This is a genomic window from Chromobacterium violaceum ATCC 12472, from assembly GCF_000007705.1.
Taxonomy (GTDB): Bacteria; Pseudomonadota; Gammaproteobacteria; order Burkholderiales; family Chromobacteriaceae; genus Chromobacterium; species Chromobacterium violaceum.
The window spans coordinates 1,357,567-1,382,153 of record NC_005085.1 but is presented as its reverse complement, the minus strand read 5'-3'; the positions used below and the strand labels follow the sequence as shown (position 1 = coordinate 1,382,153).

General features: G+C 63.3%; 20 protein-coding genes and 6 tRNA genes. 6 read left to right on the top strand and 20 right to left on the bottom strand.

The window, feature by feature from the left end:
• Positions 1-234: 234 nt before the first annotated feature.
• The 12 genes from ampC to CV_RS06325 all read right to left on the bottom strand — a co-directional run bounded on the left by ampC (position 235) and on the right by CV_RS06325 (position 7,734).
• Complete coding sequence (ampC, locus tag CV_RS06385; RefSeq protein ID WP_043597503.1) at positions 235-1,422, bottom strand: class C beta-lactamase; 1,188 nt, start codon at positions 1,420-1,422, stop codon at positions 235-237.
• Between the two features lie 190 nt (positions 1,423-1,612).
• Positions 1,613-2,512 (bottom strand): N-acetylmuramoyl-L-alanine amidase, encoded by a 900-nt coding sequence (locus tag CV_RS06380; RefSeq protein ID WP_011134863.1) that lies wholly within the window; start codon positions 2,510-2,512, stop codon positions 1,613-1,615.
• 221 nt (positions 2,513-2,733) lie between these two features.
• Positions 2,734-3,459, bottom strand: coding sequence for a type III secretion system effector phosphothreonine lyase (locus CV_RS06375; protein ID WP_011134862.1), 726 nt, complete (start codon positions 3,457-3,459; stop codon positions 2,734-2,736).
• A gap of 663 nt (positions 3,460-4,122) precedes the next feature.
• A tRNA-Cys gene (locus CV_RS06365) sits at positions 4,123-4,196 on the bottom strand.
• Between the two features lie 45 nt (positions 4,197-4,241).
• Positions 4,242-4,317 (bottom strand) — tRNA-Gly (locus CV_RS06360).
• Positions 4,318-4,346: 29 nt separating this feature from the next.
• Positions 4,347-4,422 (bottom strand) — tRNA-Gly (locus tag CV_RS06355).
• Between the two features lie 24 nt (positions 4,423-4,446).
• A tRNA-Gly gene (locus CV_RS06350) sits at positions 4,447-4,522 on the bottom strand.
• Positions 4,523-4,544: 22 nt separating this feature from the next.
• Positions 4,545-4,620 (bottom strand) — tRNA-Gly (locus CV_RS06345).
• Between the two features lie 23 nt (positions 4,621-4,643).
• A tRNA-Gly gene (locus CV_RS06340) sits at positions 4,644-4,719 on the bottom strand.
• 101 nt (positions 4,720-4,820) lie between these two features.
• Positions 4,821-5,402, bottom strand: coding sequence for a CDP-diacylglycerol--glycerol-3-phosphate 3-phosphatidyltransferase (gene pgsA / locus CV_RS06335; RefSeq protein ID WP_011134860.1), 582 nt, complete (start codon positions 5,400-5,402; stop codon positions 4,821-4,823).
• A gap of 98 nt (positions 5,403-5,500) precedes the next feature.
• Positions 5,501-7,306 (bottom strand): excinuclease ABC subunit UvrC, encoded by a 1,806-nt coding sequence (uvrC, locus tag CV_RS06330; RefSeq protein WP_011134859.1) that lies wholly within the window; start codon positions 7,304-7,306, stop codon positions 5,501-5,503.
• On the bottom strand, positions 7,306-7,734 hold the full coding sequence (locus CV_RS06325; protein WP_011134858.1) for a DUF4124 domain-containing protein: 429 nt from the start codon (positions 7,732-7,734) through the stop codon (positions 7,306-7,308). Before CV_RS06325 ends, uvrC begins: the two co-directional genes overlap by 1 nt.
• A gap of 142 nt (positions 7,735-7,876) precedes the next feature.
• Here CV_RS06325 and guaB point away from each other — a divergent pair, with 142 nt between their 5' ends.
• Complete coding sequence (gene guaB, locus CV_RS06320; protein ID WP_011134857.1) at positions 7,877-9,340, top strand: IMP dehydrogenase; 1,464 nt, start codon at positions 7,877-7,879, stop codon at positions 9,338-9,340.
• 66 nt (positions 9,341-9,406) lie between these two features.
• On the opposite strand, the gene CV_RS06315 is transcribed toward guaB, so the two are convergent.
• Positions 9,407-10,261 (bottom strand): AraC family transcriptional regulator, encoded by an 855-nt coding sequence (locus CV_RS06315; RefSeq protein WP_011134856.1) that lies wholly within the window; start codon positions 10,259-10,261, stop codon positions 9,407-9,409.
• 9 nt (positions 10,262-10,270) lie between these two features.
• Positions 10,271-11,188 carry a LysR family transcriptional regulator gene (locus CV_RS06310; protein WP_011134855.1) on the bottom strand — a complete coding sequence of 306 codons (918 nt, stop codon included), beginning with the start codon at positions 11,186-11,188 and terminating at the stop codon, positions 10,271-10,273.
• A gap of 147 nt (positions 11,189-11,335) precedes the next feature.
• On the opposite strand from CV_RS06310, the gene CV_RS06305 reads away from it, so the two are divergent.
• The 3 genes from CV_RS06305 to CV_RS06295 all read left to right on the top strand — a co-directional run bounded on the left by CV_RS06305 (position 11,336) and on the right by CV_RS06295 (position 15,321).
• Positions 11,336-13,006 carry a GMC family oxidoreductase gene (locus CV_RS06305; RefSeq protein WP_043595656.1) on the top strand — a complete coding sequence of 557 codons (1,671 nt, stop codon included), beginning with the start codon at positions 11,336-11,338 and terminating at the stop codon, positions 13,004-13,006.
• Positions 13,003-14,607: an MFS transporter gene (locus CV_RS06300; RefSeq protein WP_011134853.1), complete on the top strand. Its 1,605-nt coding sequence runs from the start codon at positions 13,003-13,005 to the stop codon at positions 14,605-14,607. Before CV_RS06305 ends, CV_RS06300 begins: the two co-directional genes overlap by 4 nt.
• A 411-nt stretch (positions 14,608-15,018) precedes the next feature.
• Positions 15,019-15,321 (top strand): hypothetical protein, encoded by a 303-nt coding sequence (locus tag CV_RS06295; RefSeq protein WP_011134852.1) that lies wholly within the window; start codon positions 15,019-15,021, stop codon positions 15,319-15,321.
• Between the two features lie 71 nt (positions 15,322-15,392).
• Here CV_RS06295 and CV_RS06290 read toward each other — a convergent pair whose 3' ends face one another.
• The 4 genes from CV_RS06290 to CV_RS06275 all read right to left on the bottom strand — a co-directional run bounded on the left by CV_RS06290 (position 15,393) and on the right by CV_RS06275 (position 20,358).
• Positions 15,393-16,358: a fimbrial protein gene (locus CV_RS06290; RefSeq protein WP_158303302.1), complete on the bottom strand. Its 966-nt coding sequence runs from the start codon at positions 16,356-16,358 to the stop codon at positions 15,393-15,395.
• 44 nt (positions 16,359-16,402) lie between these two features.
• A complete protein-coding gene (locus CV_RS06285; protein WP_043595654.1) occupies positions 16,403-18,949 on the bottom strand; it encodes a fimbria/pilus outer membrane usher protein in 2,547 nt (848 codons plus the stop codon).
• 62 nt (positions 18,950-19,011) lie between these two features.
• Entirely contained in the window at positions 19,012-19,761 is a 750-nt protein-coding gene (locus tag CV_RS06280) for a fimbrial biogenesis chaperone (RefSeq protein WP_011134849.1), read from the bottom strand.
• A 72-nt stretch (positions 19,762-19,833) separates the two neighbouring features.
• Positions 19,834-20,358, bottom strand: a complete 525-nt coding sequence (locus CV_RS06275) for a fimbrial protein (protein WP_011134848.1) — start codon at positions 20,356-20,358, stop codon at positions 19,834-19,836.
• A gap of 742 nt (positions 20,359-21,100) precedes the next feature.
• On the opposite strand from CV_RS06275, the gene CV_RS06270 reads away from it, so the two are divergent.
• Complete coding sequence (locus CV_RS06270; RefSeq protein ID WP_043595652.1) at positions 21,101-21,976, top strand: alpha/beta fold hydrolase; 876 nt, start codon at positions 21,101-21,103, stop codon at positions 21,974-21,976.
• 85 nt (positions 21,977-22,061) lie between these two features.
• Complete coding sequence (locus CV_RS06265) at positions 22,062-22,280, top strand: hypothetical protein (RefSeq protein ID WP_147296207.1); 219 nt, start codon at positions 22,062-22,064, stop codon at positions 22,278-22,280.
• On the opposite strand, the gene CV_RS06260 is transcribed toward CV_RS06265, so the two are convergent.
• Both CV_RS06260 and CV_RS06255 read right to left on the bottom strand, forming a co-directional pair.
• Positions 22,277-23,764 (bottom strand): carboxypeptidase M32, encoded by a 1,488-nt coding sequence (locus CV_RS06260; protein WP_011134846.1) that lies wholly within the window; start codon positions 23,762-23,764, stop codon positions 22,277-22,279. The genes CV_RS06265 and CV_RS06260 overlap by 4 nt on opposite strands.
• A 148-nt stretch (positions 23,765-23,912) precedes the next feature.
• Complete coding sequence (locus CV_RS06255; RefSeq protein ID WP_011134845.1) at positions 23,913-24,554, bottom strand: hypothetical protein; 642 nt, start codon at positions 24,552-24,554, stop codon at positions 23,913-23,915.
• Positions 24,555-24,587: the final 33 nt, after the last annotated feature.

Here is a 24,587-nt window from a genome sequence, read left to right as displayed (position 1 = left end):
GGCCCGCAGAAACTGCCGGCCCCGGACTCCCCCTCGGCGCGATAAAGCCATTCGGCGCGACATGCCGGACAAGGGGCCGGCGATGCTGGAACATGCCGGACTCCATTGCCCAGAAAGTATGACTATCCTTATGTGAAAAAAATTATAAGCGCATCAAGCAGCGCAAAACCTGTTCCAAAGGCCAGCCAAAATCGCGCAGTCCCGGACGAGGTCCCGCCCGGGCCCCGCGCCGCATCAATCGCCGCGCCTGCGCACCAGCGACGGATCCACCGCCGACAATATCCGGTATGCCGCGCGGACCCGCTCGGCATTCGGGTAATTGCGGTTGGCCAGCATCACGATGCCCACCTTGCGCGCTGGCACGAACAGCACATAGGCGCCGAAACCGCTGGTGGAGCCGGTCTTGTTCAGCAGGACATCGCCCTCGGCCAGACGCGGCGGATTCAGCCACTCAACCTTCTGCGGCTGAAACGCGATCTCGTTGGAATTCCCGGCCAGCAAGCGCTCCAGGCTGATCGGATAGCGATACCCCTCCCAGCCCAACCCCTGGCGCATGTCGCCTACGCGGTAATAAGCGGCGTGGCTGGCGTCGAGCGCCCTCTGCAGGGCGGGATCCGCGGGAGGCGACATATTAATCGCCAGGTATTTCAGCAGATCCGCCGCGCTGGACTTGATGCCGTAGGCTTCGGCGTCCAGAACGCCAGCCCCCACCCGGATCGGCTTGCCTGCCTTGGCATAACCCCAGGCATAACGGGACTGCTCAGCTTCCGGCACATGAATGAAGGTGTGGCTCAGGCCCAGCTTCGGCAACAGCCCCCGTTCCATCGCCTGGTCGAATGGCTGGCCCAGGCTGCGCGCCGCCAGGTGTCCGAACAGGCCGATGCTGGGATTCGAGTACAAGCGCCGCTCGCCTGGCGCGTAATCCGGCTTCCAGCCGCGGTAATAGGCCAGCATCGAGGCTTGGCCGGCAACCGCGTCCGGAAACTGCAACGGCAGGCCGCCGGCGCTGTAGGTGGCCAGTTGCAGCAGCGAGACGCGGTCGAAGACGCTGCCCTTGAGCTCCGGCTGGTAGCGGCTGGCCTTGTCGGCCAGCGACAGCTTGCCCTGCGCCAGCGCGTAGCCGCCCAGGATGCCGGTGAAGGTTTTGCTGATCGACCCCAGTTCGAACAAGGTATCCTGCGTCACCGGCTGGCCGGTCTCCCGGGAAGCGACGCCGTAATTGAAGTAATGCGCCTTGCCGTCGGCCAGCACCGCCACCGCCATGCCGGGAATGTCCTTGGCCTTCATCAGCGGCGGGATCGTCGCCTCGACCGCCGCATCGAGATCGGACTTGCCGGCATCATTGGCGGCCTGGGCCGCGAGCGGAAGAAAGGTCAGGCAGCCAAGCATGCCCGCCAAGGTTCGAAACTTCAGGGATTGCATCATCGCGGAACTCCGGTGCGGGGGACATCGCGGCCTGCGCGGCTCTTCCGCGCGGCGCCAGGTCCCGATTGGGAAAGCCCCGCCAAGTTACAAACCGCCGCCGCCGCCGTAAACGGCGCTACGCGTCACATCCGTAACCGTCAATGAACTGTAAACAACAGGCGATGAATGCCCGCGCCGCGGTCCCTTCTCAGGGATGCTCTCCCTCTTCGCCGCCCGGGACCGGGCCGAGATACTTGTCCAGCAGCGCATCCAGAATCGCCGACGATTCCGCGTCCGGCACGCCGTCGTAACGCGCCGGGCGAAAATGCATCTGGAACGCCTGGATGGCGTGCCTGGTTTTCTCGTCCCATTCGCCGCTCCGCGGCGCATCGTAGCCATAGGCGGCCAGCCGCCGCTGCCAGCTCGCCGCATCCGGCGTTCCCGGTTGCAGCGCCAGGAAACGGCGGACATCGTCAGGATCCGGCCAGGCGCCGACGCCGAACTCCCGGTGCAATCGCTCCCAGGGAAACTTCGGCCCCGGGTCCATCTTCCGCCCCGGCGCGATATCGGCGTGTCCGACGACATCGCAGGGCTGTATCCGGTGGCGGGCGACGATGCCGGCCGCCAGCTTGCCGACCTGCGCGATCTGCGCATCGTCGAACGCTTGCCAATCCCGCCGCATCGGCGGCCAATCGTCCTGCAACGGCGACGGATAGCCTCGATTGACGATTTCCACGCCTATCGAGGCGCCATTCAGATAACGCTGCCCCCGCCAATAACTGTCGCCGGCGTGCCAGGCCCGCCGCTCCTCCTCCACCAAGCGCAGAATGGCGGGCCGCCTGGACAGCGTCGCGGCATCCGGCACCAAGTAATGCGCGCTGGTCCGGTATTGCGGTTCGGTCAGCAGCTTGAGCGAGGTTGCGAAGTCTTCCGCGGTGTAGTGGAACACCAGCGTGCGGATCCGGGAATCCTGGTTGGCCGACGAACGGGATTCGTCTATCCAGTACTCAATCATCTCGCCCTGCGCCCGGGCGGCCGGCGCCGCCAGCAGCGCGCCGCCAGCGACGATCATTCCCGTCCGGCGCAGAAATTGCCTACGGCTCGCCATGACTTTTCACCTTTCCACACGATGCGATATATCCAGTTGCAATCAGACCAAGCGTTCAAGATGAAGATCCCGAAGCAGGCCCGCCGCACGATGAAGGATGACTTCGGAAAAATAAAATGCATGAATATGAATCTGTGACGCTCAGCTGAGCGGCTTCCCTTATGTTCAATCCAGGAAAAGCCAAACCCAGCCACGTCGCCACGACAGAATCCGCGCGGCACTCACTCCGCCATCAAACGATAAAACGGTTCCTCTCGTAAAGCTTGGCTCTGCATCTCGCCACCGTCACGCCCGCTTCGTAGCTCATTACGGTAACTGACATATTTCCAATTTTCAGGATGAACGTCCGACTCGGGATACTGTCCAGGCATAAGCCCACTTTCAGATAATCTGGACTCCAGACACTCGATGAATTGCCGTGTATTGTGGAGCGACGACGCACTGTACTGCGAATTTTCCTGATCGGGTTTTACATACAAGGTGAATTGAGCGCCCACGGCCACACGGGATTGCTGATCAACCCGCTCCATATCGGTCACCTTCCACTTATCGATTGGACTGTCCACTGAAAACAACAATCCCGACAGCGCCTGAAATGCTTGCGGCACCTGCTCCCGCTGCACACTGATGTGGAATTTGTCCCCGGCAAAATCGCCCTTGCACTGAGGATTTTCTCGATGCGCATGCATGAAAACATCGCCGCCATGGCTCTCCAGCTGAAAACCTTGGCTCATGGCGAAGAAGCCACTTTGACGCATTCCTGAGTAGTCGGGCGCATCCAGCGCCTCTCTGAAGTGCGACATCGGCATCTGGCGCATTTGATTGTGCAAGCTGTGGAAATTGGTTTTCAAATCCTCATTCGTAGCAGACATCTGCGGCCTCTCAGAAACCGGCCCAACGTTCAAAGAGGGGAGGCTTAGTTTTAGACCGGCTCGATTGATGGGCATGGGAGGCGTCCTTTGCAAGATGGGAAATTGTCCTTATCACATATGGATCACCAGTTTTCTTTTAGGAAACGATCACCTCTCCAAAAACCTTGCATTTTCAACACCCAGAACGGGCCTGACCCGTGAATGGCACCCACCGACTCAAGGCGAGCAATGCATCGCGTTCAGCCCCGGCAGCCCGCCGGTGGCCGGCATCGTGTGGGTGGGTCTGCTAAGCGCCAATCGGCCGGTGCCCTAGGCCCGCCAGGATGGCCCGCGCAGTGCCTCGCACCTGGTGGCGTTGACCTTCCCTGCAGAGCGGGGACGATGACCATGAATGTTTCCCATGCCGTGATTTGCTGCTTGAGCGCACGCAGTCGGGCGTTGAGCGGACCCGGGCGGATGGCAAGGCGCCGGGCCGTCCGGCCTCTCTTCGCGCAGCGCAGCAACGGGAAATGTACGATGAACTAGCGGCCGGGGCCGGTGTTTCGGTCATGGCCCGCAAGTTTGGCGTCAGTCCGCAGGCCGTGGGGCACGTCCGTGCAGCCAAGCTCTGATACTGCGTGTAATTGTCTTGTGAAATTGACGGGCGTAAATGGACGGGGAAAGCGCCGTCTCTGGGGGGCAATTGGCAAAACAGCCAAACAAAAACCCCGTAAATCCTTGGATTTACGGGGTTATATTTGGAGGCGGGGGTCGGAATCGAACCGGCGTAGACGGATTTGCAATCCGCTGCATAACCACTTTGCTACCCCGCCGTTAACCGGCGCATCAACCAGATTATATCTGATCGATCTGAATTTTGGAGCGGGAAACGAGGCTCGAACTCGCGACCTCAACCTTGGCAAGGTTGCGCTCTACCAACTGAGCTATTCCCGCGTGGCAAATCTATTGTTCAAGTTTGATGCTGGAGCGGGAAACGAGGCTCGAACTCGCGACCTCAACCTTGGCAAGGTTGCGCTCTACCAACTGAGCTATTCCCGCATTGCAGATTGTTTCAAACTTTTTTGGAGCGGGAAACGAGGCTCGAACTCGCGACCTCAACCTTGGCAAGGTTGCGCTCTACCAACTGAGCTATTCCCGCATCACAAATTTTTCAAGCATACTGGAGCGGGAAACGAGGCTCGAACTCGCGACCTCAACCTTGGCAAGGTTGCGCTCTACCAACTGAGCTATTCCCGCATCGCAAATTGTTTCAAGCTTACTGGAGCGGGAGACGAGGCTCGAACTCGCGACCTCAACCTTGGCAAGGTTGCGCTCTACCAACTGAGCTATTCCCGCGCTGCGTAACTTGCTACAACGCTTTGCTTGATCTCGCTGCTGCTTCGTCAGCGGCGGCGAGAGACTGCGAATTATAGAGATTTGTTCGTTCTGTCAACACCTCAAACGTCTATTTTTTTACCCGCGAACTCCTTGGCCGCCATTTGCAGGTAATAAATCATTGACCACAAAGTCAATATGACAGCAACGTACATCGAAAAATTTCCCAACCCGCGCGCATCCAGGCCCGGGACAAGCGCGCCGTCGTACAGCAGCAGCGTGATCGCCAACATCTGGGCAGCGGTCTTCAACTTGCCGATATAGGCGACGGCGACGCTGCTGCGGCTGCCCATGCCCGCCATCCATTCGCGCAGCGCCGAAATGGTGATCTCGCGGCCGATGATGATCATCGCCATCCAACCCTCGGTGCGGCCCAATTGCACCAGCAGGATCAGCGCCGCGGCCACGATCAGCTTGTCCGCCACCGGGTCGAGAAAGGCGCCGAAGGCCGAGGTCTGCCCCAGCTTGCGCGCCAGGTAGCCGTCCAGCCAGTCGGTGGCGGCCGCCAATGCGAAAATGCCGGCCCCCACAGCGTTGCGGCTATGCAGCAGCAGAATGGAGTCCGGCAGGAAGAATACCGCCACGCAGATCGGGATCAGGGCGACCCTGAGCCAGGTCAGTAATATCGGCAAATTGAAGGGCATTGGTCTTGGTCTTGTCGCTTCAGGCTCGTCAACAACGCCGGCCGGCGCCCCGAGCCTGGATCAGGGGCACCCGCCGCTTTCATGTATCAATGCAACGATCAATGCAGCGCATTGTAAATCTTTTCCGCCAAGGTACGGCTGATGCCCTCCACCTGCGCCAGATCGTCGACGCTGGCCGTCGCCACGCCGCGCAAGCCGCCGAAGCGGGTCAAGAGCTGCTGGCGGCGCTTGGCGCCGATGCCTGGAATATCTTCCAGCGTCGACGAGGTGCGCGCCTTGGCCCGCCGCGCGCGGTGGCCGGTGATGGCGAAGCGGTGGGCCTCGTCGCGCACGGTCTGGATCAGGTGCAGCGCCGGATGGTCCTGGCGCAATTGTAGCGTCTTTTCCAAATAAGGCAGGATCAGCGTTTCCAGACCGGGTTTGCGCTCCTCGCCCTTGGCGATGCCGACGATGGGCAGATTCAGCCCCAGCTCGCCCAGCACCTCCAGCGCCACGCCCACCTGGCCCTTGCCGCCGTCGATGAACACCGCGTCCGGCAGCCTGCCCTCGCCTTCCGCCAGTTTGCCGTAGCGGCGTGACAGGACTTCGCGCATCGCCGCGTAATCGTCCCCCGGCGCGGCGGTGGTGATGTTGAAACGGCGGTACTCGGTCGGCTGCATCGCGCCCTTGTCGTACACCACGCAGGACGCCACCGTGGCCTCGCCCATGGTGTGGCTGATGTCGAAGCACTCGAAACGGCCGGCGTCTTCCAATTCCAGCACCTCGTTCAGCTGCGCCAGCCGCTGCGCCTGCGTCGCCTTGCTGCCCAGACGCTGCAGGATGGCCAGTTCGGCGTTCTTCTCCGCCATTTCCAGCCAGACCCGGCGCTCGCCTATCGGATTGCCGACGATGTAAACCTTGCGGCCGGCCCTCTCTTGCAAGAACTGCTGCAGCGCATCGTCCACCACGCCATTCACAACCAGCGCCGCCGGCACGCCGGCATGCTGATAATGCTGGCCGATGAAGGCTTCCAGGATTTCCTGCTCGGTATCGGCCTCGCCGCCGATCGGGAAATGGCTCTTGTCGCCCAGGTGCCGGCCGCCGCGTATCATCACCAGGTTCACGCAGGGCACGCCGTCGCGCACCCGCGCCGCCACCACGTCGCAGTCCTGCTGGCTTTGGTTGCTGGCGACGAACTGTTTTTCCTGCACCCGCGCCAGCGCCTGGATCTGGTCGCGCAGCTCGGCAGCCTGCTCGAACGCCATCGCCTCGGCCGCCGCCGTCATCCGCCGGGTCAGCTCGTTGATCAGCTCGCTCTGGCGGCCATTGAGAAAGGCCACCGCGCTGGCGACATCGGCCGCGTACTCTTCCTTGGAAATATGATCGACGCAGGGGCCGGAGCAACGCTTGATCTGGTACAGCAGGCAGGGACGGGAGCGGTTGGCAAACACCGCGTCCTCGCAGGTGCGCAGCCGGAACACTTTCTGCAGGATCTGGATGCTTTCCCGCACCGCGTAGCCGTTGGGATAAGGGCCGAAGTACTGGTTGGGCTTCTTCGGCTCGCCGCGGTAATAGGCCATCTGCGGAAACGCGTGGCCGCTGAACATCAGGTAGGGATAGGACTTGTCGTCGCGGAACAGGATGTTGTAGCGCGGCGCCAGCGCCTTGATCAGGTTGTTCTCCAGGATCAGCGCCTCGGCTTCGGAGCGGGTGACCGTGGTCTCGATGCTGGCGATCTGCCTGACCATCAGCTGGATGCGCGGACTGAGATCGTTTTTCTGGAAATAGGAGCTGACGCGGCGCTTCAGGTCTATCGCCTTGCCGACGTAGAGCACCTTGCCCGCCGCGTCGAGCATGCGGTAGACGCCGGGCAGCGTGGGCAGGTTCTGCAATACGTTCCGGTAATCGAATGCGGGCTTGGACACTATTTGCTGCACCAGGTCTGGACGTCTTTCTGAGCCTGGCGGATCAATTCGTTGCGCTGCGCGTCGGTCGCCAGCGCGGTGGAGCCCGGCATGCGGATGCGGCCGTTCAGCTGCAGCGTGGACAGATTGGTCTGCGCGGCCTTGCAGTTCTGCTCCTTGATCTTGGCGTTGGCCGCGGCGATGGCGGCGTTGCCGGACGCCACCGCCTTGTTTTCGGTTTTCTTCTCAGCCTTCTTGTCGGCCAGGGGCGCAGACGCGGGCGCCGCCTGGGGGGCGCGCACGCTCATCCGGCGCGCGTTGACGCTTGGCGGCGGCTGGTCGGAATATACTTTGTTGCCGTTGGCGTCGGTCCAGGTGTAGACCTCGGCCGCGGCCAGGGTCGGCGCCAGCAGCGCCGCCGAAATCATCCATACTGCAAAAGGCTTCATGTTCCCGTCCCGACGCTGTGGTCGCTGTGTATATCCGGATTGTAAAGCCTGCCCTCCAGCCGCGCAAAAAGCCGCGTCACGCCGCTTTTGCAGAAAAGTCGACGGTTCGGTATAATGCGGCTTTGCCGCCTAAGGAAATGCGATGCGCATCATCGAGAAAGCCTACACCTTCGACGACGTCCTCCTCGTCCCGGCCCATTCTGAAGTTCTGCCGCGCGATGTAGCGCTCAGCACCAAACTCACCCGCAACATCACGCTCAATCTGCCGCTGGTTTCCGCCGCCATGGACACCGTGACCGAAGCCCGCCTCGCCATCGCCATGGCCCAGGAAGGCGGCATCGGCATCGTGCACAAGAACATGAGCGTGGAAAAGCAGGCGGCCGAGGTTTCCAAGGTGAAGCGCCATGAAAGCGGCGTGGTGAAAGACCCGATCACCATCGCGCCGGACATGCTGGTGCGCGACCTGGTCCTGCTGACCCGCCAGTACAAGATTTCCGGCCTACCGGTGATCGAAGCCGGCAAGGTGGTGGGCATCGTCACCAACCGCGACCTGCGCTTTGAAACCCGCCTCGACCAGACCGTCGGCTCCATCATGACCCCGCGCGAGCGCCTGATCACCGTCAAGGAAGGCGCCAGCATCGACGAAGCCCGCGAGCTGATGCACACCCACCGCCTCGAGCGCGTGCTGGTGATCAACGACGCCTGGGAGCTAAAGGGCCTGATCACGGTCAAGGACATCATCAAGACCAGCGAACATCCGAACGCCAATAAGGACAGCCAGGGCCGCCTGCGCGTCGGCGCGGCGGTCGGCACCGGCGCCGACACCGAAGAGCGCGTCAAGGCGCTGGTTGCCGCCGGCGTAGACGTGATCGTGGTCGACACCGCCCACGGCCACAGCCAGGGCGTGCTGGAACGCGTGCGCTGGGTCAAGCAGAACTTCCCGCAAGTGGACGTGATCGGCGGCAACATCGCCACCGCCCAGGCGGCGCTGGATCTGGTCAAGGCCGGCGCCGACGGCGTCAAGGTCGGCATCGGCCCCGGCTCGATCTGCACCACCCGCATCGTCGCCGGCGTGGGCGTGCCGCAACTGACCGCCATCCACAATGTGTCCGAAGCGCTGAAGGGCACCGGCGTGCCGATGATCGCCGACGGCGGCATCCGCTTCTCCGGCGACATCGCCAAGGCGCTGGCGGCCGGCGGCAACGCGGTAATGCTGGGCGGCATGTTCGCCGGCACCGAGGAAGCCCCGGGCGAGGTGGAACTGTTCCAGGGCCGTTCGTACAAGTCCTACCGCGGCATGGGTTCGCTGGGCGCGATGAGCCAGGGTTCGGCCGACCGCTACTTCCAGGAAAGCTCCAACGCCGCCGACAAGTTCGTGCCGGAAGGCATCGAAGGCCGCGTGCCGTACAAGGGCCCGATCGCCCAAGTGATCCACCAGCTGGTGGGCGGCCTGCGCTCGTCGATGGGCTACCTCGGCTGCCCGAGCATCGACCAACTGCACCAGAAGGCCCAATTCGTCGAGATCACCTCGGCCGGCATCCGCGAATCCCACGTCCACGACGTGCAGATCACCAAGGAAGCGCCGAACTACCACGTGGAGCGCTAAGGCGCCTTCCGCTGGAAGCGAAAAAGCCCGCGTTGCGCAACGCGGGCTTTTTTTCGCGCCGGCCGATCAGGCCAGCGACAGCAGCAACAAGGTTTTCAGCTCGGCCGGAGGAGTATCGTAAGGCGCGTTCAGATATTCCTCCACGCACGGCGTGTCGCCCGGCATCTCGCCGCTGGCAGGCAGCCAGTGGCGGTAAAGCCAGTCCCAGCATTCCCCCAGCTCGGAATAAGGCCCAGTATGCAGCACGGCGGCGTAGCGTCCAGCCGGGATGCTCCCCCACTCGAAACCGTCCATCGCCTTGCCCTCCATGAACGCCGGCACCGTCGCGCAGGCGATGGACCGGCAATCGGCGGCAGGCGTCTGCGCCTGATCGTCCAGGTACAAGCCGAAGCTCCTCGACGGCGCGCCGACGCCTTGCTGCGGCCCCTGCACGGCGCGCAACGCGTCGAAGGCCTTGCCTATCTCCATATACGGTCCGCGATGATGGCGCATCAGCACCTTGACGGCATCCCTTTCCACAATCTCTACCTGACGCATGGTCCTCTCCCTTTGATTGAGAAACATGAGACGCCGCTGGCGATAGCGGCCCGGCGTTTCGCCGTAGCGGCCGGCGAAGGCCCGGATGAAGGCGGCGCTGCTGGAGAAGCCGGCTCGGACAGCCACCGAAGCCAGCGGTCGGTCCGCCCGCCCCAGCTCCCCCGCCGCGCGGTGCAGCAGCATCCGCTGCCGGCTCTCCATCACGGTTTCGCCCATCAGGTTGCGGTACAGCCGATGGAAGTGAAAACGCGAGAAGCAGGCCTCCTCCGCCAGCCGGTCCAGCAGCAGCGGCTCGTCCAAATGGCGCCACAGGTAGTCCAGCGCGCGCAGCAAGCGGACCGTGTACAAGGTGCCGGGGCCGAATTGCCGATATGCGTGTCTCATGGGGATAGCCTAGGCGGTTTCGATTGATCGATTTTGCTCTTCTTGCAACAACAGCCACTGCATGTTCTGGCACAGCTCCACCACGTAATCCCACACCACGCGGTAGCGCAGCGTGCGGCGGATATTGCTGCGCGCGCTGATCCAGTAGGAACGGATGATGCGCAACTCCGGCAGGATCTGCGTCAGCCGCGGATCATCGTAAGTCGTGTAATAAGGCAGCACTGCGATGCCGCCATCGGCCAGCGCCGCCTCCCGCTGCGCCACCACGCTGGTGCTGCGCAAGGGCATGCTGGGGTGGCGACACAAGCCATGGTGGTACATCAGTTCGCGGGTGAACAGCAGGTCGTCGACATAGGCGAGGATGGCATGGCCGTTCAGATCCTCGCGCTCGCGTATCGGCGGATGCGCGGCCAGGTAGGCCTGAGTCGCGTACAGGCCCAGACAGTAATCAGTCAGCTTGCGCGTCACCACCATATTGGCTTGCGGCCGCTCCAGCGCGATGGCGATGTCCACCTCGCGGCTGGTGACGCTGACGAAGCGCGGCACCGCCACCAGGTCGATCTCCAGTTCCGGATAGCGCGCCATCAAGGCCGGCATGTGGCGGGCCAGAAACAGCGCGCCCAGCCCTTCCGGCGCGCCCAGCCTCACCACGCCGCTAACCTCGGCATGCCCCTTGCTGCCACTGTCCAGCATCTGCGAGGCGGTGTTTTCCAGCGATTCGGCCAGCGGCAGCAGCTGGCGGCCGGCCGCGGTGAGGGAGTAACCGTCCGCCTGCTGAACGAACAAGGGCTGGCCCAGCACCTTTTCCAGCGCGGCGATGTGGCGCGCCACCGTGGCGTGGGTGGTGCCCATCTGGCGCGCCGCGCCCAGCAGCTTGCCATTGCGCTGCAGCGCCAGGAAAAAACGGACATCGTTCCAGTCGAACATGGTTTACTCCGCGACAGTTCTTGTGCATTTGCACACGAAAAAAGCAGTTAACTTGCCGTCCATTGTTAAAAAATTAACATAGGTTGTTTTCCGCTGGCTATTCCCAGCCGGGCGCGCTTCGGTTTAGATACCGGTTAAGACAACGACATGAGCAGACCACGCACCATGCTCAGCGGAGAATTCGACTACATCATCGTCGGCGCCGGCAGCGCCGGCTGCCTGCTGGCCAACCGCCTGTCCGCGGATCCGGACAAGCGCGTGCTGCTGCTGGAAGCCGGCGGCAAGGACGACTACCCGTGGATACACATCCCGGTCGGCTACCTGTTCTGCATCGGCAACCCGCGCACCGACTGGTGCTACCGCACCGCGCCGGAAAATGGGCTGGGCGGCCGCTCGCTCGGCTATCCGCGCGGCCGGGTGCTGGGCGGCTCATCCTCGATCAACGGCATGATCTACATGCGCGGCCAGGCGGCCGATTACGACGGCTGGGAGGCGCTCGGCAACGCCGGCTGGGGCTGGCGCGACGTGCTGCCGCACTTCGTCTCGATGGAAGACCATTACGACGCGGACCGCCCTCTGCACGGGCACGGCGGCGAATGGCGGGTGGAGAAGCAGCGGCTGTCTTGGGAAATCCTGGACGCCTTCCGCGCCGCCGCCGCCGAACAGGGCATCGCGCCGGTGGAGGACTTCAATACCGGCGACAACGCCGGCTGCGGCTATTTCGAAGTCAATCAAAAGGGCGGCTGGCGCTGGAGCAGCGCCCGCGCCTTCCTGCATCCCGTCCGCCGTCGCGGCAACCTGACGGTGCTGACCGGCGCGGAAGCCGACAGGCTGATCCTGGAGCGCGGCCGCGCCGCCGCCATCGCATTTATGCAACACGGCCGCCGGCGGCAGGCGCGCTGCCGCGGCGAGATCATCCTCGCCGCCGGCGCGATCGGCTCGCCGCTGTTGCTGCAGCGCAGCGGCATCGGTCCGGCGCCCTTGCTGGCAAGCCACGGCATCGAACCGCTGCGCATCCTGCCCGGCGTGGGCGCCAATCTGCAGGACCACCTGCAGCTGAGAATGATATTCAAGGTGCAGGGCGCGGCCACGCTGAACCGGCGCGCGGCGAGCTGGAGCGGCAAGCTGGCGATGGCCTGGGAGTATCTGTGGAAGCGCAGCGGCCCGCTGTCTATGGCGCCCAGCCAGCTCGGCGTCTTCGCTCGCAGCGGGCCGGACGCCGCCCATCCTGACCTGGAATACCACGTGCAGCCGCTGTCGCTTGAACGCTTCGGCGAACCGCTGCACCCCTTCCCCGCCTTCACCGCCTCGGTATGCCAGCTGAGGCCGGCCAGCCGCGGCCAGGTGGCGATAGGCGGCGCCGATCCGTCCGCCGCGCCGCTTATCCAGCCCAACTACCTCAGCGCCCCGGAAGACCTGCGCGCCGCAGCGGCGGCCATCCGGCTGACCCGTCGCATCGCCGCGTCTCCGGCGCTCTCGCGCTACCTTCCGGAAGAATACCGGCCCGGCCTGCAGTACCAGAGCGACAGCGAGCTGGCGGAAGCCGCCGCCCTGATCGGCACCACCATCTTCCACCCAGTCGGCACCTGCAAGATGGGACGCGACGCGCTGGCGGTGGTCGACGACAGGCTGCGGGTGCATGGCGTCGCCGGCCTCAGGGTGGCCGACGCGTCCATCATGCCCGCCATCACCTCCGGCAACACCAACAGCCCCACGCTGATGATCGCCGCCAAGGCGGCGCAGATGATCGCGCAGGACAACAAGCAAGCGGGACCGATACGAACGCCCGCTCCACCCGAAAAGGAGACCTGGACATGAGCAACAGCATCGCATCGACGACGACGTCGGCCGGCATCAGCCGCGCCGAACGCAAGGTGATACTCGCCTCGTCGCTCGGCACGGTATTCGAGTGGTACGACTTCTTCCTGTACGGCGCGCTGGCCGCCATCATCGGCAAGCAGTTCTTCGCCGGCGTCAACGAGACCACCGCCTTCATCTTCGCGCTGATGACCTTCGCCGCCGGCTTCGTGGTGAGGCCGTTCGGCGCGCTGGTGTTCGGCCGTCTGGGCGACATGGTGGGCCGCAAGTACACCTTCCTCGCCACCATCGTCATCATGGGCCTGTCCACCTTTCTCGTCGGCGTGCTGCCGGGCTACGCGACGCTGGGCATCGCCGCTCCGCTGATCCTGGTATCCCTGCGCATGCTGCAGGGCCTGGCCATCGGCGGCGAATACGGCGGCGCGGCCATCTACGTGGCCGAGCACGCGCCGGATCACAAGCGCGGCGGCTACACCAGCTGGATCCAGGTGACCGCCGGCGCCGGCCTGCTGCTGGTGATCCTGGCCTGCCGCAAGCTGACCGGCGAGGCGTTCAACGAATGGGGATGGCGGCTGCCCTTCCTACTGTCCATCTTCCTGCTGGCCATCTCCACCTGGATCCGGCTGTCGATGCAGGAGTCTCCGGCCTTCCTGAAGATGAAGGCGGAAGGCAAGCACTCCAAGGCGCCGATCAGCGAGGCCTTCGGCAACTGGCGCAACCTGAAGATTGTGCTGATCTCGCTGTTCGGCTTCAATGGCGGCCAGGCCGTCACCTTCTACTGCGCGCAGTTCTACTCGCTGTTCTTCCTGACGCAGATCTTGAAGGTGGACCCGCAGACCGCCAACCTGATGCTGATCGCGTCGCTGATCCTCACCACGCCGCTGTTCCTGTATTTCGGCCACCTGTCGGACCGCATCGGCCGCAAACCGGTGCTGATCGCCGGCTTGGCGCTAGGCCTGGCGCTGACCTTCCCCGCCTTCCGCTGGCTGACCGACTACGCCAATCCGGACGTCGCCGCCGCCGAGGCCAGCTCTCCGGTGACCGTGGTCGCGGATCCGGCCAGTTGCCATTTCCAGTTCGACCCCATCGGCAAAGCCAAGCTGAACACCCCATGCGACCAGGCCAAGGCGCTGCTGGCGAAGAACGGCGTGCCCTACCGGCAAAAGGCCGCGCCGGCCGGCGTGACCGAAGTCCACATCGGCGCAACCGTTCAGCAGGGGTTCGACAAGAAAGCGCTGCAAGACGCGCTGAAAACCGCCGGCTATCCGGAAAAGGCCGACCCCGGCAAGATCAACCACGCCATGGTGATCCTGGTGCTGGTGCTGCTGTCGGTGATCTCCGCGCTCACTTACGGACCGCTGGCCGCGATGATGGTGGAACTGTTTCCCACCCGCATCCGCTATACCTCGATGTCGCTGCCCTATCACCTGGGCAACGGCTGGATAGGCGGGCTGATGCCCACCGTCGCCTTCTCGCTGGTGGTGTACACCGGCGACATACTGTACGGACTGTGGTACCCGATCGTGGTCTACGCCGTCAGCCTCGCTGTAAGCCTGCTGTTCCTGAAGGAAACCTTCCGCAACGATATCCATCGCCACTGAACCTTGCCCCCGCGGCGGCCCCCGTTATCCGCGGGGGCTTTTTCATTCCTTCCGCGCGCGCCTCCCGCGAACGGTCCGCCCGACCACGCCTCTCCTCCAGGCCTTTTCGCCACAAAAGCATGCAATCTTCCCCAAATGCAATAAGTTGAAATGATCCCCGCCCGACGATGCGCGCCCGACGCCCGGCAGCCTCTCTCAAACGCAGATCCGCTCAGGCTGACGCTGCGCACGCCTCAATTTTTCAATTTTTATTACTAATAATTCAATAAAAAACCGTATTGATGTTTACAATCTCGCTGTCTATACTTGTCTTAACAAAACAAGTTAAATATAAGCAAAGCAATTTAAATGCTTTGTTTAAGATTCCGCCCAGTCCTACTGCCAAGCGGAGTCGCCAACAGGGAGACTCAAATGAAAAAAGCCATTCTGACTCTGGCAGCGCTGGCCGCTCTGCAATCCGGCTTTGCTCTGGCCTCCAACGGCGGCACCGTCAGCTTCAGCGGCTCCATCGTCAAGGAGCCCTGCGCCCAGAGCAGCAGCGCCCTGCTGAGCTATGCGCAGAATCCCCGCCAATACCAGGCCGCGCGCAAAGTGGCGTCCGGCCAAAGCTGCTCCGGCATGGACAATACCCAATCGCTGAGCATTGCCGCCGTCAACATGACCGGCGCCGCCACTCAAAGCAGCGGACAACTGGTCACCATCGTTTACAACTGACCTGGCGCAACGCAAAAAAGCCTTCGGCGCGAACAGCCGAAGGCTTTTTTCATTGCCGGCGGAGGGGCCGCCTACTGGTACAGCATGTCTATCGTCACCGCCGTCTGCAAGCTTCCCGGCACGATGTTCGCCGTCCGCATGTATTCCACGAACAAGCCCAGCTGCGCTTGCTGAGACTGCACGTTCACCACCCGGGTATTGTTGGTGGTGTTGGCGCCGATGTTGGCGCCGTCGGCCGAGCTGCCCAGATTGATGGCCACGCCCCGCGCCGTACCGCCGGTGTTGGCGAACAACACCGGGTTGTTGGAATCGGCCGTTCCCGAGAAGCGGAAAGTCGCCGTCCTGACGCCGGTGGAGCAATTGACGGCGCTGATGGTGAAAGCATTGCGCGACATCGCGCTGCCCACCGCCGGAAACTGTCCGCTGGCGACAGTCGGCAGATTGATCGTGTACTGGCCGTTGGCGCTCAGATCGCAGGTGCCGCCGGGCGTGAAAGTCACGCTGCCGTTGATCAGCTGGTTGAAGTTGATGCCCGGCGCGGCGTTGATGCCGCCGATGCCGTCCAGCTGGAACACCGAGTACTGGTTGATCGAGGAAGAGCCGCTGGACGGCGCGCCCGCGGTCTTCAGCAGCACGATGGAGTATTGCAGGACGGTATTGACGTAGCCTCCCCGCGGCACGTAAATGCCGGTGTCGATGGCGCCGCTGCTCTGGGTATAGGTCTGGCCATTGAAAATAATGCCGATCTGCAGCCCAGGCGCCAGCGTCGCCCTCTTCGGATTCACCCAGAAATACACGTTTTCGCCTATGCTCTGCGAGCAATACAGGCTGAGATTCTGCAATGACGATTGCCAGATGATGGTTCCGACCGGCGCGTTGGCAGAGACGAACAAGTTGCCGGGCAGGTTGAAAGTGGACGTGACGTTGCCGGAGCTGTTGCTTCCATTCCAGCAGCCCAGCGCGTGGCTGGTCAGCGGCATGGCCAACAGCAAGGCCAACAGCCATCCCCGCAATCCTCGGCAAATCAGTTTTTTCATATTCCTATCGCTTTCCCGGTATCTCTGGCTGCCCTTTCCGGGCCTCATTGCGGCGCGCAGACGGCATCCGCCTGCTTCTGCGGCAATTGGTAGCTGAAGCGGCATTGCTGGCCCGCTTCGCTGCCCCAGCTGGCCATCAGCTGCTTGCCTTCCATGCCGCGCAGGAAAGCGCGCCCGCCTTGCCCCACCATGGTGAGGAAGTCCTCGCCATTGCCGCCGCTGACAGTCGCGCCCACCGGCAGATGGCTGCCGTCCGGCCGCTTCAGCGCCACGATCACCGGCTTGCCCTGCTGGGTATTGAACTTCAGCATCACGATGGCGCCGGCGCGCGGCGCGTCCTGCACGCTGGTTTCCTGCAGCTCCACATCCTGGCTCATGCCCTTGGGATCGAGCGTGATTTCATTCTGGCGATACGGCATCAGCGACGACACCACCGCATAACCGCTCTTGTTGACGCGAACGCCGTTGGTGTTGCTCACCGCGGCGCCTTCCGCGCCCGGCGCCTCGACTACGGCGAAGGATTCGCCCAGCGATTGAGCCGCGGTCACGCCGCCCGGGTGGAACACCAGCGCGCCGCTGATGCCCGCGTTGGCCTGCGAGGTGCTGCCGCTGGCGCTGGCGCCGGCGGTGAGCGTGGCCACCGAGGTCGCGTACTGCACGCTGCCGCCGCCGCCGCTGCTGTTGGCGCCCGCGCGGTCGCGGTTGGCATTGGCGTAGACGTTGTAGCTGAGGTTGCGCAGCTCGCCGGTGGTGCCGCTCAGGTTGACTTGGGCGCTGCCGCTGCGGTCGCTGCTGCCGCTGACGCTGCTGCTCAGCAGCGGAGACGACGGCTCGCGGCCCAAGGGCATGGACAGGCTCAGCATGTACTGGTTGACGATGCGGCCGGTCGAATCCTGGGTGCGGCCGGCGGACAGATTCAGGCTCACCGACTTGAAGCTGTTGCTGTAACCCAACTGGTAAGTCAGGTCGCGGCCCTTCTGGTTCCAGTAATCCTGCGTGGATCCTGTCAGGAACACGTGCCCGCGGCCGTCGCCCAAGGGCTGGTCGGCATTCAGCTGAAACTTGTTCTTGGCGCGGTAGACCACGCCGACCTGGTTGATCAGGCTGGCATAGTCGCGCAGCTCAAGGAAGCCCGCGGTGGAAAAGCGATAGGCGGCGACCGTGAAGTTGGTGCGCGTCGCCTCCATCAGCTTGCTATAGGTCACCCGGTAACTCTGGCCCTGCATCGTGCTGCTGCTGGCATTGAACGGCAGATCGCTGGCCCAGGACTGGGTCACGTCCAGCGCCAGCGCGCCCCACGGGGTATTCACGCCGGAGCCGAACAGCGCCGACTGGTAGCGGTCGGCTGCGATCAGGCCACCATACAGGGTCAGGCTGTTGCTGATGCCGCGCTGATAGGTCGCCTGCACGAAGTTCGGCCGCTTGTTCAGCGTGCTGTCTCGCCATTGGCCGGCGGTGACCGCGTAACGGGACTGCCCTTCGCGCAGCAGCTGGGGCACGGAGGCATAGGGCACGACGAATTTGCGCACGCGGCCATCCGCCTCGGTGACCGTCACTTCCAGGTCGCCCGAAAAGCCGGTGTTGTAGAGGTCGTCGATGCTGAATTCGCCCGGCGGCACCACGTTTTCATAAATCAGGTTGCCATTCTGCCGAACGGACACTTTGGCATTGGTCTCGGCCACGCCGCGCACCACCGGCGCATAACCCTGCAGCGATTCGGGCAGCATCCGGTCATCGGAGCTCAGCTGCACGCCGCGGAATGGCGCGCTGCTGAACATGTCGGACGGCGTGAAGTAATCGCCCAGGGTCAGCACGGAGCTCCAGGCAGTCACATCGCGCTGGGTGTAGGCCGAAGCGCTTTGATAGCTGCGCTGGCGCTGGCCCTTGCCGTTATCCTGCTGGGTCAGCGAACCGTTATAGCGGAAACGCCACAAGCCCATGTTGAGGCCCGCGTTGGCGCCGAGATAATACTGGGTAGATTTGCCGGCACCGCCGTTATCGTAACGGTAGCTATTGGCGTTGTAATTGAGGAAGCCGGCGAACGGGGCGCCCGCGTCCCAGTATTCCGGCGCGACGTAGCCGCGCGCCTTGGCCCGCAGGTATTTCTGGGGAATGCTGACATCCAACCGCAGATCGCCGCTGTTGAAGCTGGAAAACGCGCCCGGCACCACGGCAGCGATATCCACGCAGCGGCTCGGCTCATCTCGGCCCGGCACCGCGGCGGACTGCGGCAGCCGGGAAAAATCCACGCCCAGGTCGTCCAGCATCGCTCGGTTGAAGCAGGCCAGCACCCTGCCCTCGTCCTGCTCCTTCATCTGCACGTCGCGGCGGCCGATCCAGGCCGCGTTGGCGAAGACATCGGCCCGGTAATTGCCGGGAAACGCGCCGCCCATCTGGTTGAAACGGCTGAGATCCACCTTTTTCCCATTGGCGTTCTGATTGATGAACACCGGGTTGAACTGCACCTCATCCTGCGCTGCGGCGACCGCCGCAGGCCCGTCCGCCCAGGTAGCCTGGCCGCCAAACAGCCCGAAAATCAGCAGGCTGAGCGGGCTGAGATCCCACCGTCGAGCGGGCTGTCGTGTCGTCATGTGCGTCATGGCTGGTTGAGTCCTGCGGGTGCGCGCGGGCCAGGCTGGCTCGAGCGGGATGATCAGTGAGCGAGGGATATGCTGTGCGCGACCGGGGCACCGTAATCATTGATGCTCTCGTAGTTGAGCTTCAAAGCGCCTTCCGGCTTGAGTTTCAGATCCTTCAGCGCGAAATCGTGGCTGCCGCCCGGCGGAACCATGCCGCCGTCGGTTTCATATTCATGTTTGCCCACCAGCAGAACCGCCCGGTTCAGCGAAACGTGGTACGCGGCCTGATTGGAGGCTCGCAGCATGTAGCCCTTGCCGCCGGCCTGCGGCAGCAAAGACCAGGAAAGCTTGTCGGCCGCTTCGTCCGGCGTGCCCGGCAGGCCGACGGGGCGATAGAACAGCTTGATGCGAGAACGGAAAGCGACTTGCATGAAATTGCGCTGCTCGCTCGCGGCCTTGGGCAGCGGCGGCACATCCAGCACGTTCAGCCAGAACACCGACTCGCGTTCCTTGGGCAGATCCGCGCCGGTGAAGGTCAGTCTCAGGGTCTGGCCCTTGGCAGGATCGACACGGAAAATCGGCGGCATGATCAGGAAAGGCGCATCGGCGGTATCGGGCACGGACTTCTCATTGCCCTTGTCGGCCCACACCTGCACCAAGGAAGGCTCCTTGCCGGGATTGTTGACCTTGACGGTCACCTCGCGGTCCTCGGCCTTGTACACGACGCGGGTGCCGGACACCACCACGCCGGCCGAAGCCGCGCCGGTCCATGCCGATCCCGCAATCGCAAGAGCAAGCGCTCCTCGCCATACTGCCTGTTTCATTTCCAACCCCGCCTCCATGCAAAAAAGATCGGCAGGCGGCTCACGCTGAGCCGCCTGCCGCATGACGCCGTTTTATTGGTAGGTCATCGAGTACTGAACGCTGGTGTTCACCGAACCCGCGCCGGCGGCGCCAGTGGCGATGTACTGGGCGTAGTAACCCATGGTGGCGGAGCCGCCGCTGATCGGCACCACTTGGGAATTGGCGTTGGTGCTCAGATTGATGGCGTTGAAATTGTTGTTCAGCAGTTGAACTTCAACGTTGGTGGCGGAGCCCGCGCCGGTGCTGTTCAGCAGGTTGCCGGAGGTCGGGTTGACGGTCGGGCCCACTTCAAAGCGGGTTTGCGCGTTCTTCAGACCACTCGGGCAGTTGCTCAGGTTGATCGCGAACGGCGTGGCGCCGGCGGTCTGGCCGGAGCTGGCCAGAGCGGAAGCGCCGACGGTCGGCAGGGTCACGGTTACGTTCTGACCGGAAGTGCCCGCGATGTTGCAGGTCTGAGCCACGATGTTTCCAGTGACGGTGATTTTGCCATCGGCGGCCATGGCGCCGGAAGAGTACACGCCCAGGCCGATCAGCGCAGCAGTTACGATCTGTTTCATTTAAAAGTCTCCGTTGAATTTGCAGGCAGTGCGTTTGCCCGATTGTCTGCCCCAGGGGCAGAAGTTGAAGAGCGGTCCGACACGTCAAGGCATCTTCGACAATCTTGCGATTCCTGCCCGCGCTTGAGATGCTCCCTCGCCGCGTCCATCTGACACCCCGGTTGCACGCCCCTATCTGTTAGCAAACAGATGATCAGATTTCACAAAATACATCAAATCTTATCAACATAATCTGAAGACCATTCGTCATCAGATTGAAAAAAAGGGAGGGTGCGGTACCAGAAGATAGGAAATCGGGCCCGCTTCAGCGGCATCCTGATCCCACGTCATGACTGGACAATGCTCAGCTCTCATCACGCCTGGCGAGCCGGTGAGGAAGTCCTCTGCAGCGCGGAGTAGGTGTGATGGAGACGCTAGGTTAAACCAAACCGGACAGAACTTTCAACACACGCTTACGCTAAAACTCAGGCGAAGTTTAAACTCAAATCATTGATATATAAGTGTTTTTATTGGAAATCGCCGATCCGGAATCGAAAGGTCAAGCTGTAGTATTCTTGCATCAATCTGACAAGATCTTAAATATATAATTTAAAAATATCACCAAATTCCACCTGAAATATAAACATTGATGACATCTTCATTTCAAGCGGCTTGAGATTGGCTCCGTGCCGATCCGCCTCACTACCCGCCAGGCCGGCATGCGTTTACACTGGGCGGCTCCACCTCATCGGGAATGCCAGGCATGACCCCTTCCTCCAGCCAGTATCTGACGCTCAACCGGCGCCGCCATCACCTGCGCCGATGGGGCCCCGAGCACGCGCCGCTTCTGATATTGCTTCATGGCTGGATGGATAGCTCAGCCACCTTTCAATTCATGGTGGACGCGCTCTCCAGCGAATGGCAGGTGGTGGCGCCGGACTGGCGCGGTTTCGGCGACAGCCAGTGGAACGATGGCAGTTACTATTTTCCCGATTACCTCGCCGATCTGGACGACTTGCTGCGCCAGCTGTCGCCCGGGCGTCCGGTGAATCTGCTGGGCCACAGCATGGGCGCGATGATCGCCGGCATCTACGCCGGCGTCTGTCCGCAGAGGATAGAAAAGCTGGTGCTGGCGGAAGGTTTCGGCCTCAATCCGACCCGACCGTCCGAGGCCCCCGGCCGCTATGGCCGTTGGCTGAGGGAAACCAGCCAATCCATCGGCTTCGAGCCGATGGCAAGCCTGGAACAGGCGGCGAACAAGCTGGTCGCGCGCAACCCGATGCTGACGCCCGAACGGGCACGCTGGCTGGCCGCCGAGCTGACCCGCCCTGTCGATGGCGGCTTCGTCTACCGCGCCGATCCCCGCCACAAGATGGTCAATCCGGTCTTGTACCGGCTGGAGGAAGCGATGGCCTGCTGGCGCCGCATCACCGCGCCGGTGCTATGGCTGCTGGGCGAGCACCCGTTCGACCACCCCATCGTCAACGACGTGCTGGCCACGCTGGACCAGCGCCGCGCCTGCTTCTCCCGTCTCAGCGAGGCGACGGTGGCCGGCGCCGGACACATGCTGCAATGGGAGCAGCCAGAAAGCATGGCAGCCATGCTGGAATCATTCCTGCTGGACGATGAAACACCATAATCGTCTGATTTCATTGACAATCCAAAGCGCCATGACATGGCCTGCCGCTAGTCTGCCACGGCGCCCACCACGACAGGCCACAGCCATGGCCATCGAACTGGACCATGTTCAGCGCGAGCAACTGCTGCAAAACCTGGCCATTCCATCCTGTCCCGGCATCCTTGATCGCCTGCGGGCGCTGCGCGACGACAGCGCGCCGCCAGGTGGTGCCGGCCTACCCGGGGCGGGAAGAGGTCCAGTTCGCGGATTGGCGCGGCCATCTGCAATCGCAGATGGCATGCGCCTGAGCGCCAACAGCCCTTAACCCAGATAGCGCGCCTCAAGGTGGGCGCGGTAGTGGGCCGGGTTCAGCGCCTCGCCGGTGGCGCGCCGAACCAGTTCGTCGGTGCTCCAGCGGCTGCCCTGGCTCCAGATGTGGTCGCGCAGCCAGCCGAACACCGGCTCCAGTTCGCCGCTGCCGATTTTCCCGTCCAGCGCGGGATCCAGCCGGCGCATCGTCGCGAAGTATTGCGCCGCGTACATCGCGCCCAGCGTGTAGCTGGGGAAGTAACCGAAGGTGTCGGTCCAGTGGATGTCCTGCAGGCAGCCTTCGCGGTAGTTGCCGCGCGTGTCCACGCCCAGGTAGGCCATCATCTTCTGGTCCCACAGCGCCGGCACGTCCTCGGCCTCGATCTCGCCGTCGATCAGCGCGCGCTCGATCTCGAAGCGCAGGATCACGTGCGCCGGGTAGCACAGCTCGTCGGCGTCGACGCGGATGTAGCCGGGCTCCACCCGGGTGAACAGCCGGGCCAGATTGCCGGCCTCGAAGGCGGGCTGGTCGCCGAAATGGCGGCGCAGCATCGGCGCGAGCAATTGCAGGAAGCCCTGGCTGCGGCCCAGTTGCATTTCGAACGACAGGCTCTGGCTCTCGTGTATGCCCATCGAGCGGGCGCGGCCGACCGGCAGCGCCAACAGATCGCGCGGCAGGCCCTGCTCGTAACGGGCGTGACCGGTCTCGTGGATGATGCCCATCAGGCTCTGCGCGAAGTCGTCGTCGCGGTAGCGCGTGGTGATGCGCACATCCTCCGGCACCCCGCCGCAGAACGGATGGGTGCTGACATCCAGCCTGCCGCCGTCGAAATCGAAGCCCAGCAGTTTCATCGCCTCCAGCCCCAGCTCGCGCTGCCGCTCGACCGGGAACGGCCCTTGCGGGCGGATCACGGCCTCGCCGGCCTGTTTGGCGCGGACCCGCTCGATCAGGCTCGGCAACCAGGACTTCACGTCGTCGAAAATGCGCGCGATCTCCGCGCTCTTCATGTCCGGCTCGTACTTGTCCAGCAAGGCGTCGTAGCGGCTGACGCCGTTCGCCTCTGCCAGCAGCGCGGCCTCCTCGCGCGCCAGCCTCAGCACCTCGCGGAAATTCGGCAAGAAGCCTTGCCAGTCGTTGTGCTTGCGCTGCTCGCGCCAGGCATGCTCGCAGCGGGAGGCGGCCAGCGTCTTGGCTTCCACCAGCTCGGCGGGCAGCAGATTGGCCTGTTGCCATTCGCGGCGCATCTCGCGCAGGCTGGCGCGCTGCGCGTCGTTCAGATTCTCCTGCTCGGCTTGCTGCAGCTGCCGCTCCAGTTCCGGAGAGGTGATCAACTGGTGCATCAGCACCTGCAGCTCGGCCTGGGCGGCGGCGCGCGCCTCGTTGCCCTTGGCCGGCATCATCGCCGCCTGATCCCAGCTGGCGATCGCGCCCAGGTGGCCGAAGCGGTGCAGCCGCTCAAACGTGCGGGTCAGGCTCTGATAGGCCGTCTGATTTCCCATCGCATTCTCCTTTGTGTAGAAAATGCATGTTCACATCGTCTGCCTGGTCGGTCAATCGCGGGGACTCATCCCAATGGACAAAGCGTAGAAGCGCCGCGCGACGGCTGGCGAATGAAGGAAAATGAATGAGTTTTGCTCATCAAATACTTCAGCGCGCTCCGCTGTTGCGATGATGGGAAAAGGGAAAGGATTGCCAGTAGCCGAAATACTCGCGGACCAGGGTCAGCAGCTGCTGGCGGGGCGCGCCCTCGGGCAGGTGCTGCAAAAGCGCGTCCACCCCCATGCGGTAATGGCTGGATGTCGGCGGATGGGGATCGAGCAGGAACAGCAGCGCCTTCAGCTGGCGCTCGCGCTGGCGGATGTCGGCCTCCCCGGCGCCGTCCTCGAACGACTTGCCCAGATACAGCCCCAGCGACGGCGGGAAGCGCGAAAATCCCGACTCGCGCATCGCGCCCAGCAGCGTGTCGAAATCCCCATGCCAAGGAAAGGCGGGATTGTGGATGGAAAAACCGGCGCGGGCGGTCATCTCCACCATTTTCTTCATGTCGTCCAGCCAGAAGTAATAGAACTCGCGGGCGCAGGTGACCGCCAGCACCCGCTCCGCCGGCTCGCAAGACGCGACGAAGCCGTCGACATGCGCGTGGTAATCGTCGGCGGTGCGCTTCGCGCCGGCCAGCCTGGCCAGCAGGCGACGCAGCATGGACCGCCGCGCGGCCACCACTTCGTCCGACGCGCCCAGCCTGGCGATCAATTTCAGATAAGCGTCCAGCGACGCTTCGCGGGGATTCATGCCCAAGCCCTTGCAACCATCGCGTCCTCCCAT

Bases quoted from the DNA above. Each gene is read 5' to 3' on its own strand.
- ampC (WP_043597503.1), bottom strand. From the start codon at position 1,422: ATGCAATCCCTGAAGTTTCGAACCTTGGCGGGCATGCTTGGCTGCCTG.
- CV_RS06380 (WP_011134863.1), bottom strand. From the start codon at position 2,512: ATGGCGAGCCGTAGGCAATTTCTGCGCCGGACGGGAATGATCGTCGCT.
- CV_RS06375 (WP_011134862.1), bottom strand. From the start codon at position 3,459: ATGCCCATCAATCGAGCCGGTCTAAAACTAAGCCTCCCCTCTTTGAAC.
- pgsA (WP_011134860.1), bottom strand. From the start codon at position 5,402: ATGCCCTTCAATTTGCCGATATTACTGACCTGGCTCAGGGTCGCCCTG.
- CV_RS06325 (WP_011134858.1), bottom strand. From the start codon at position 7,734: ATGAAGCCTTTTGCAGTATGGATGATTTCGGCGGCGCTGCTGGCGCCG.
- guaB (WP_011134857.1), top strand. From the start codon at position 7,877: ATGCGCATCATCGAGAAAGCCTACACCTTCGACGACGTCCTCCTCGTC.
- CV_RS06315 (WP_011134856.1), bottom strand. From the start codon at position 10,261: ATGAGACACGCATATCGGCAATTCGGCCCCGGCACCTTGTACACGGTC.
- CV_RS06310 (WP_011134855.1), bottom strand. From the start codon at position 11,188: ATGTTCGACTGGAACGATGTCCGTTTTTTCCTGGCGCTGCAGCGCAAT.
- CV_RS06305 (WP_043595656.1), top strand. From the start codon at position 11,336: ATGAGCAGACCACGCACCATGCTCAGCGGAGAATTCGACTACATCATC.
- CV_RS06300 (WP_011134853.1), top strand. From the start codon at position 13,003: ATGAGCAACAGCATCGCATCGACGACGACGTCGGCCGGCATCAGCCGC.
- CV_RS06295 (WP_011134852.1), top strand. From the start codon at position 15,019: ATGAAAAAAGCCATTCTGACTCTGGCAGCGCTGGCCGCTCTGCAATCC.
- CV_RS06290 (WP_158303302.1), bottom strand. From the start codon at position 16,358: ATGAAAAAACTGATTTGCCGAGGATTGCGGGGATGGCTGTTGGCCTTG.
- CV_RS06285 (WP_043595654.1), bottom strand. From the start codon at position 18,949: ATGACGACACGACAGCCCGCTCGACGGTGGGATCTCAGCCCGCTCAGC.
- CV_RS06280 (WP_011134849.1), bottom strand. From the start codon at position 19,761: ATGAAACAGGCAGTATGGCGAGGAGCGCTTGCTCTTGCGATTGCGGGA.
- CV_RS06275 (WP_011134848.1), bottom strand. From the start codon at position 20,358: ATGAAACAGATCGTAACTGCTGCGCTGATCGGCCTGGGCGTGTACTCT.
- CV_RS06270 (WP_043595652.1), top strand. From the start codon at position 21,101: ATGACCCCTTCCTCCAGCCAGTATCTGACGCTCAACCGGCGCCGCCAT.
- CV_RS06265 (WP_147296207.1), top strand. From the start codon at position 22,062: ATGGCCATCGAACTGGACCATGTTCAGCGCGAGCAACTGCTGCAAAAC.
- CV_RS06260 (WP_011134846.1), bottom strand. From the start codon at position 23,764: ATGGGAAATCAGACGGCCTATCAGAGCCTGACCCGCACGTTTGAGCGG.
- CV_RS06255 (WP_011134845.1), bottom strand. From the start codon at position 24,554: ATGAATCCCCGCGAAGCGTCGCTGGACGCTTATCTGAAATTGATCGCC.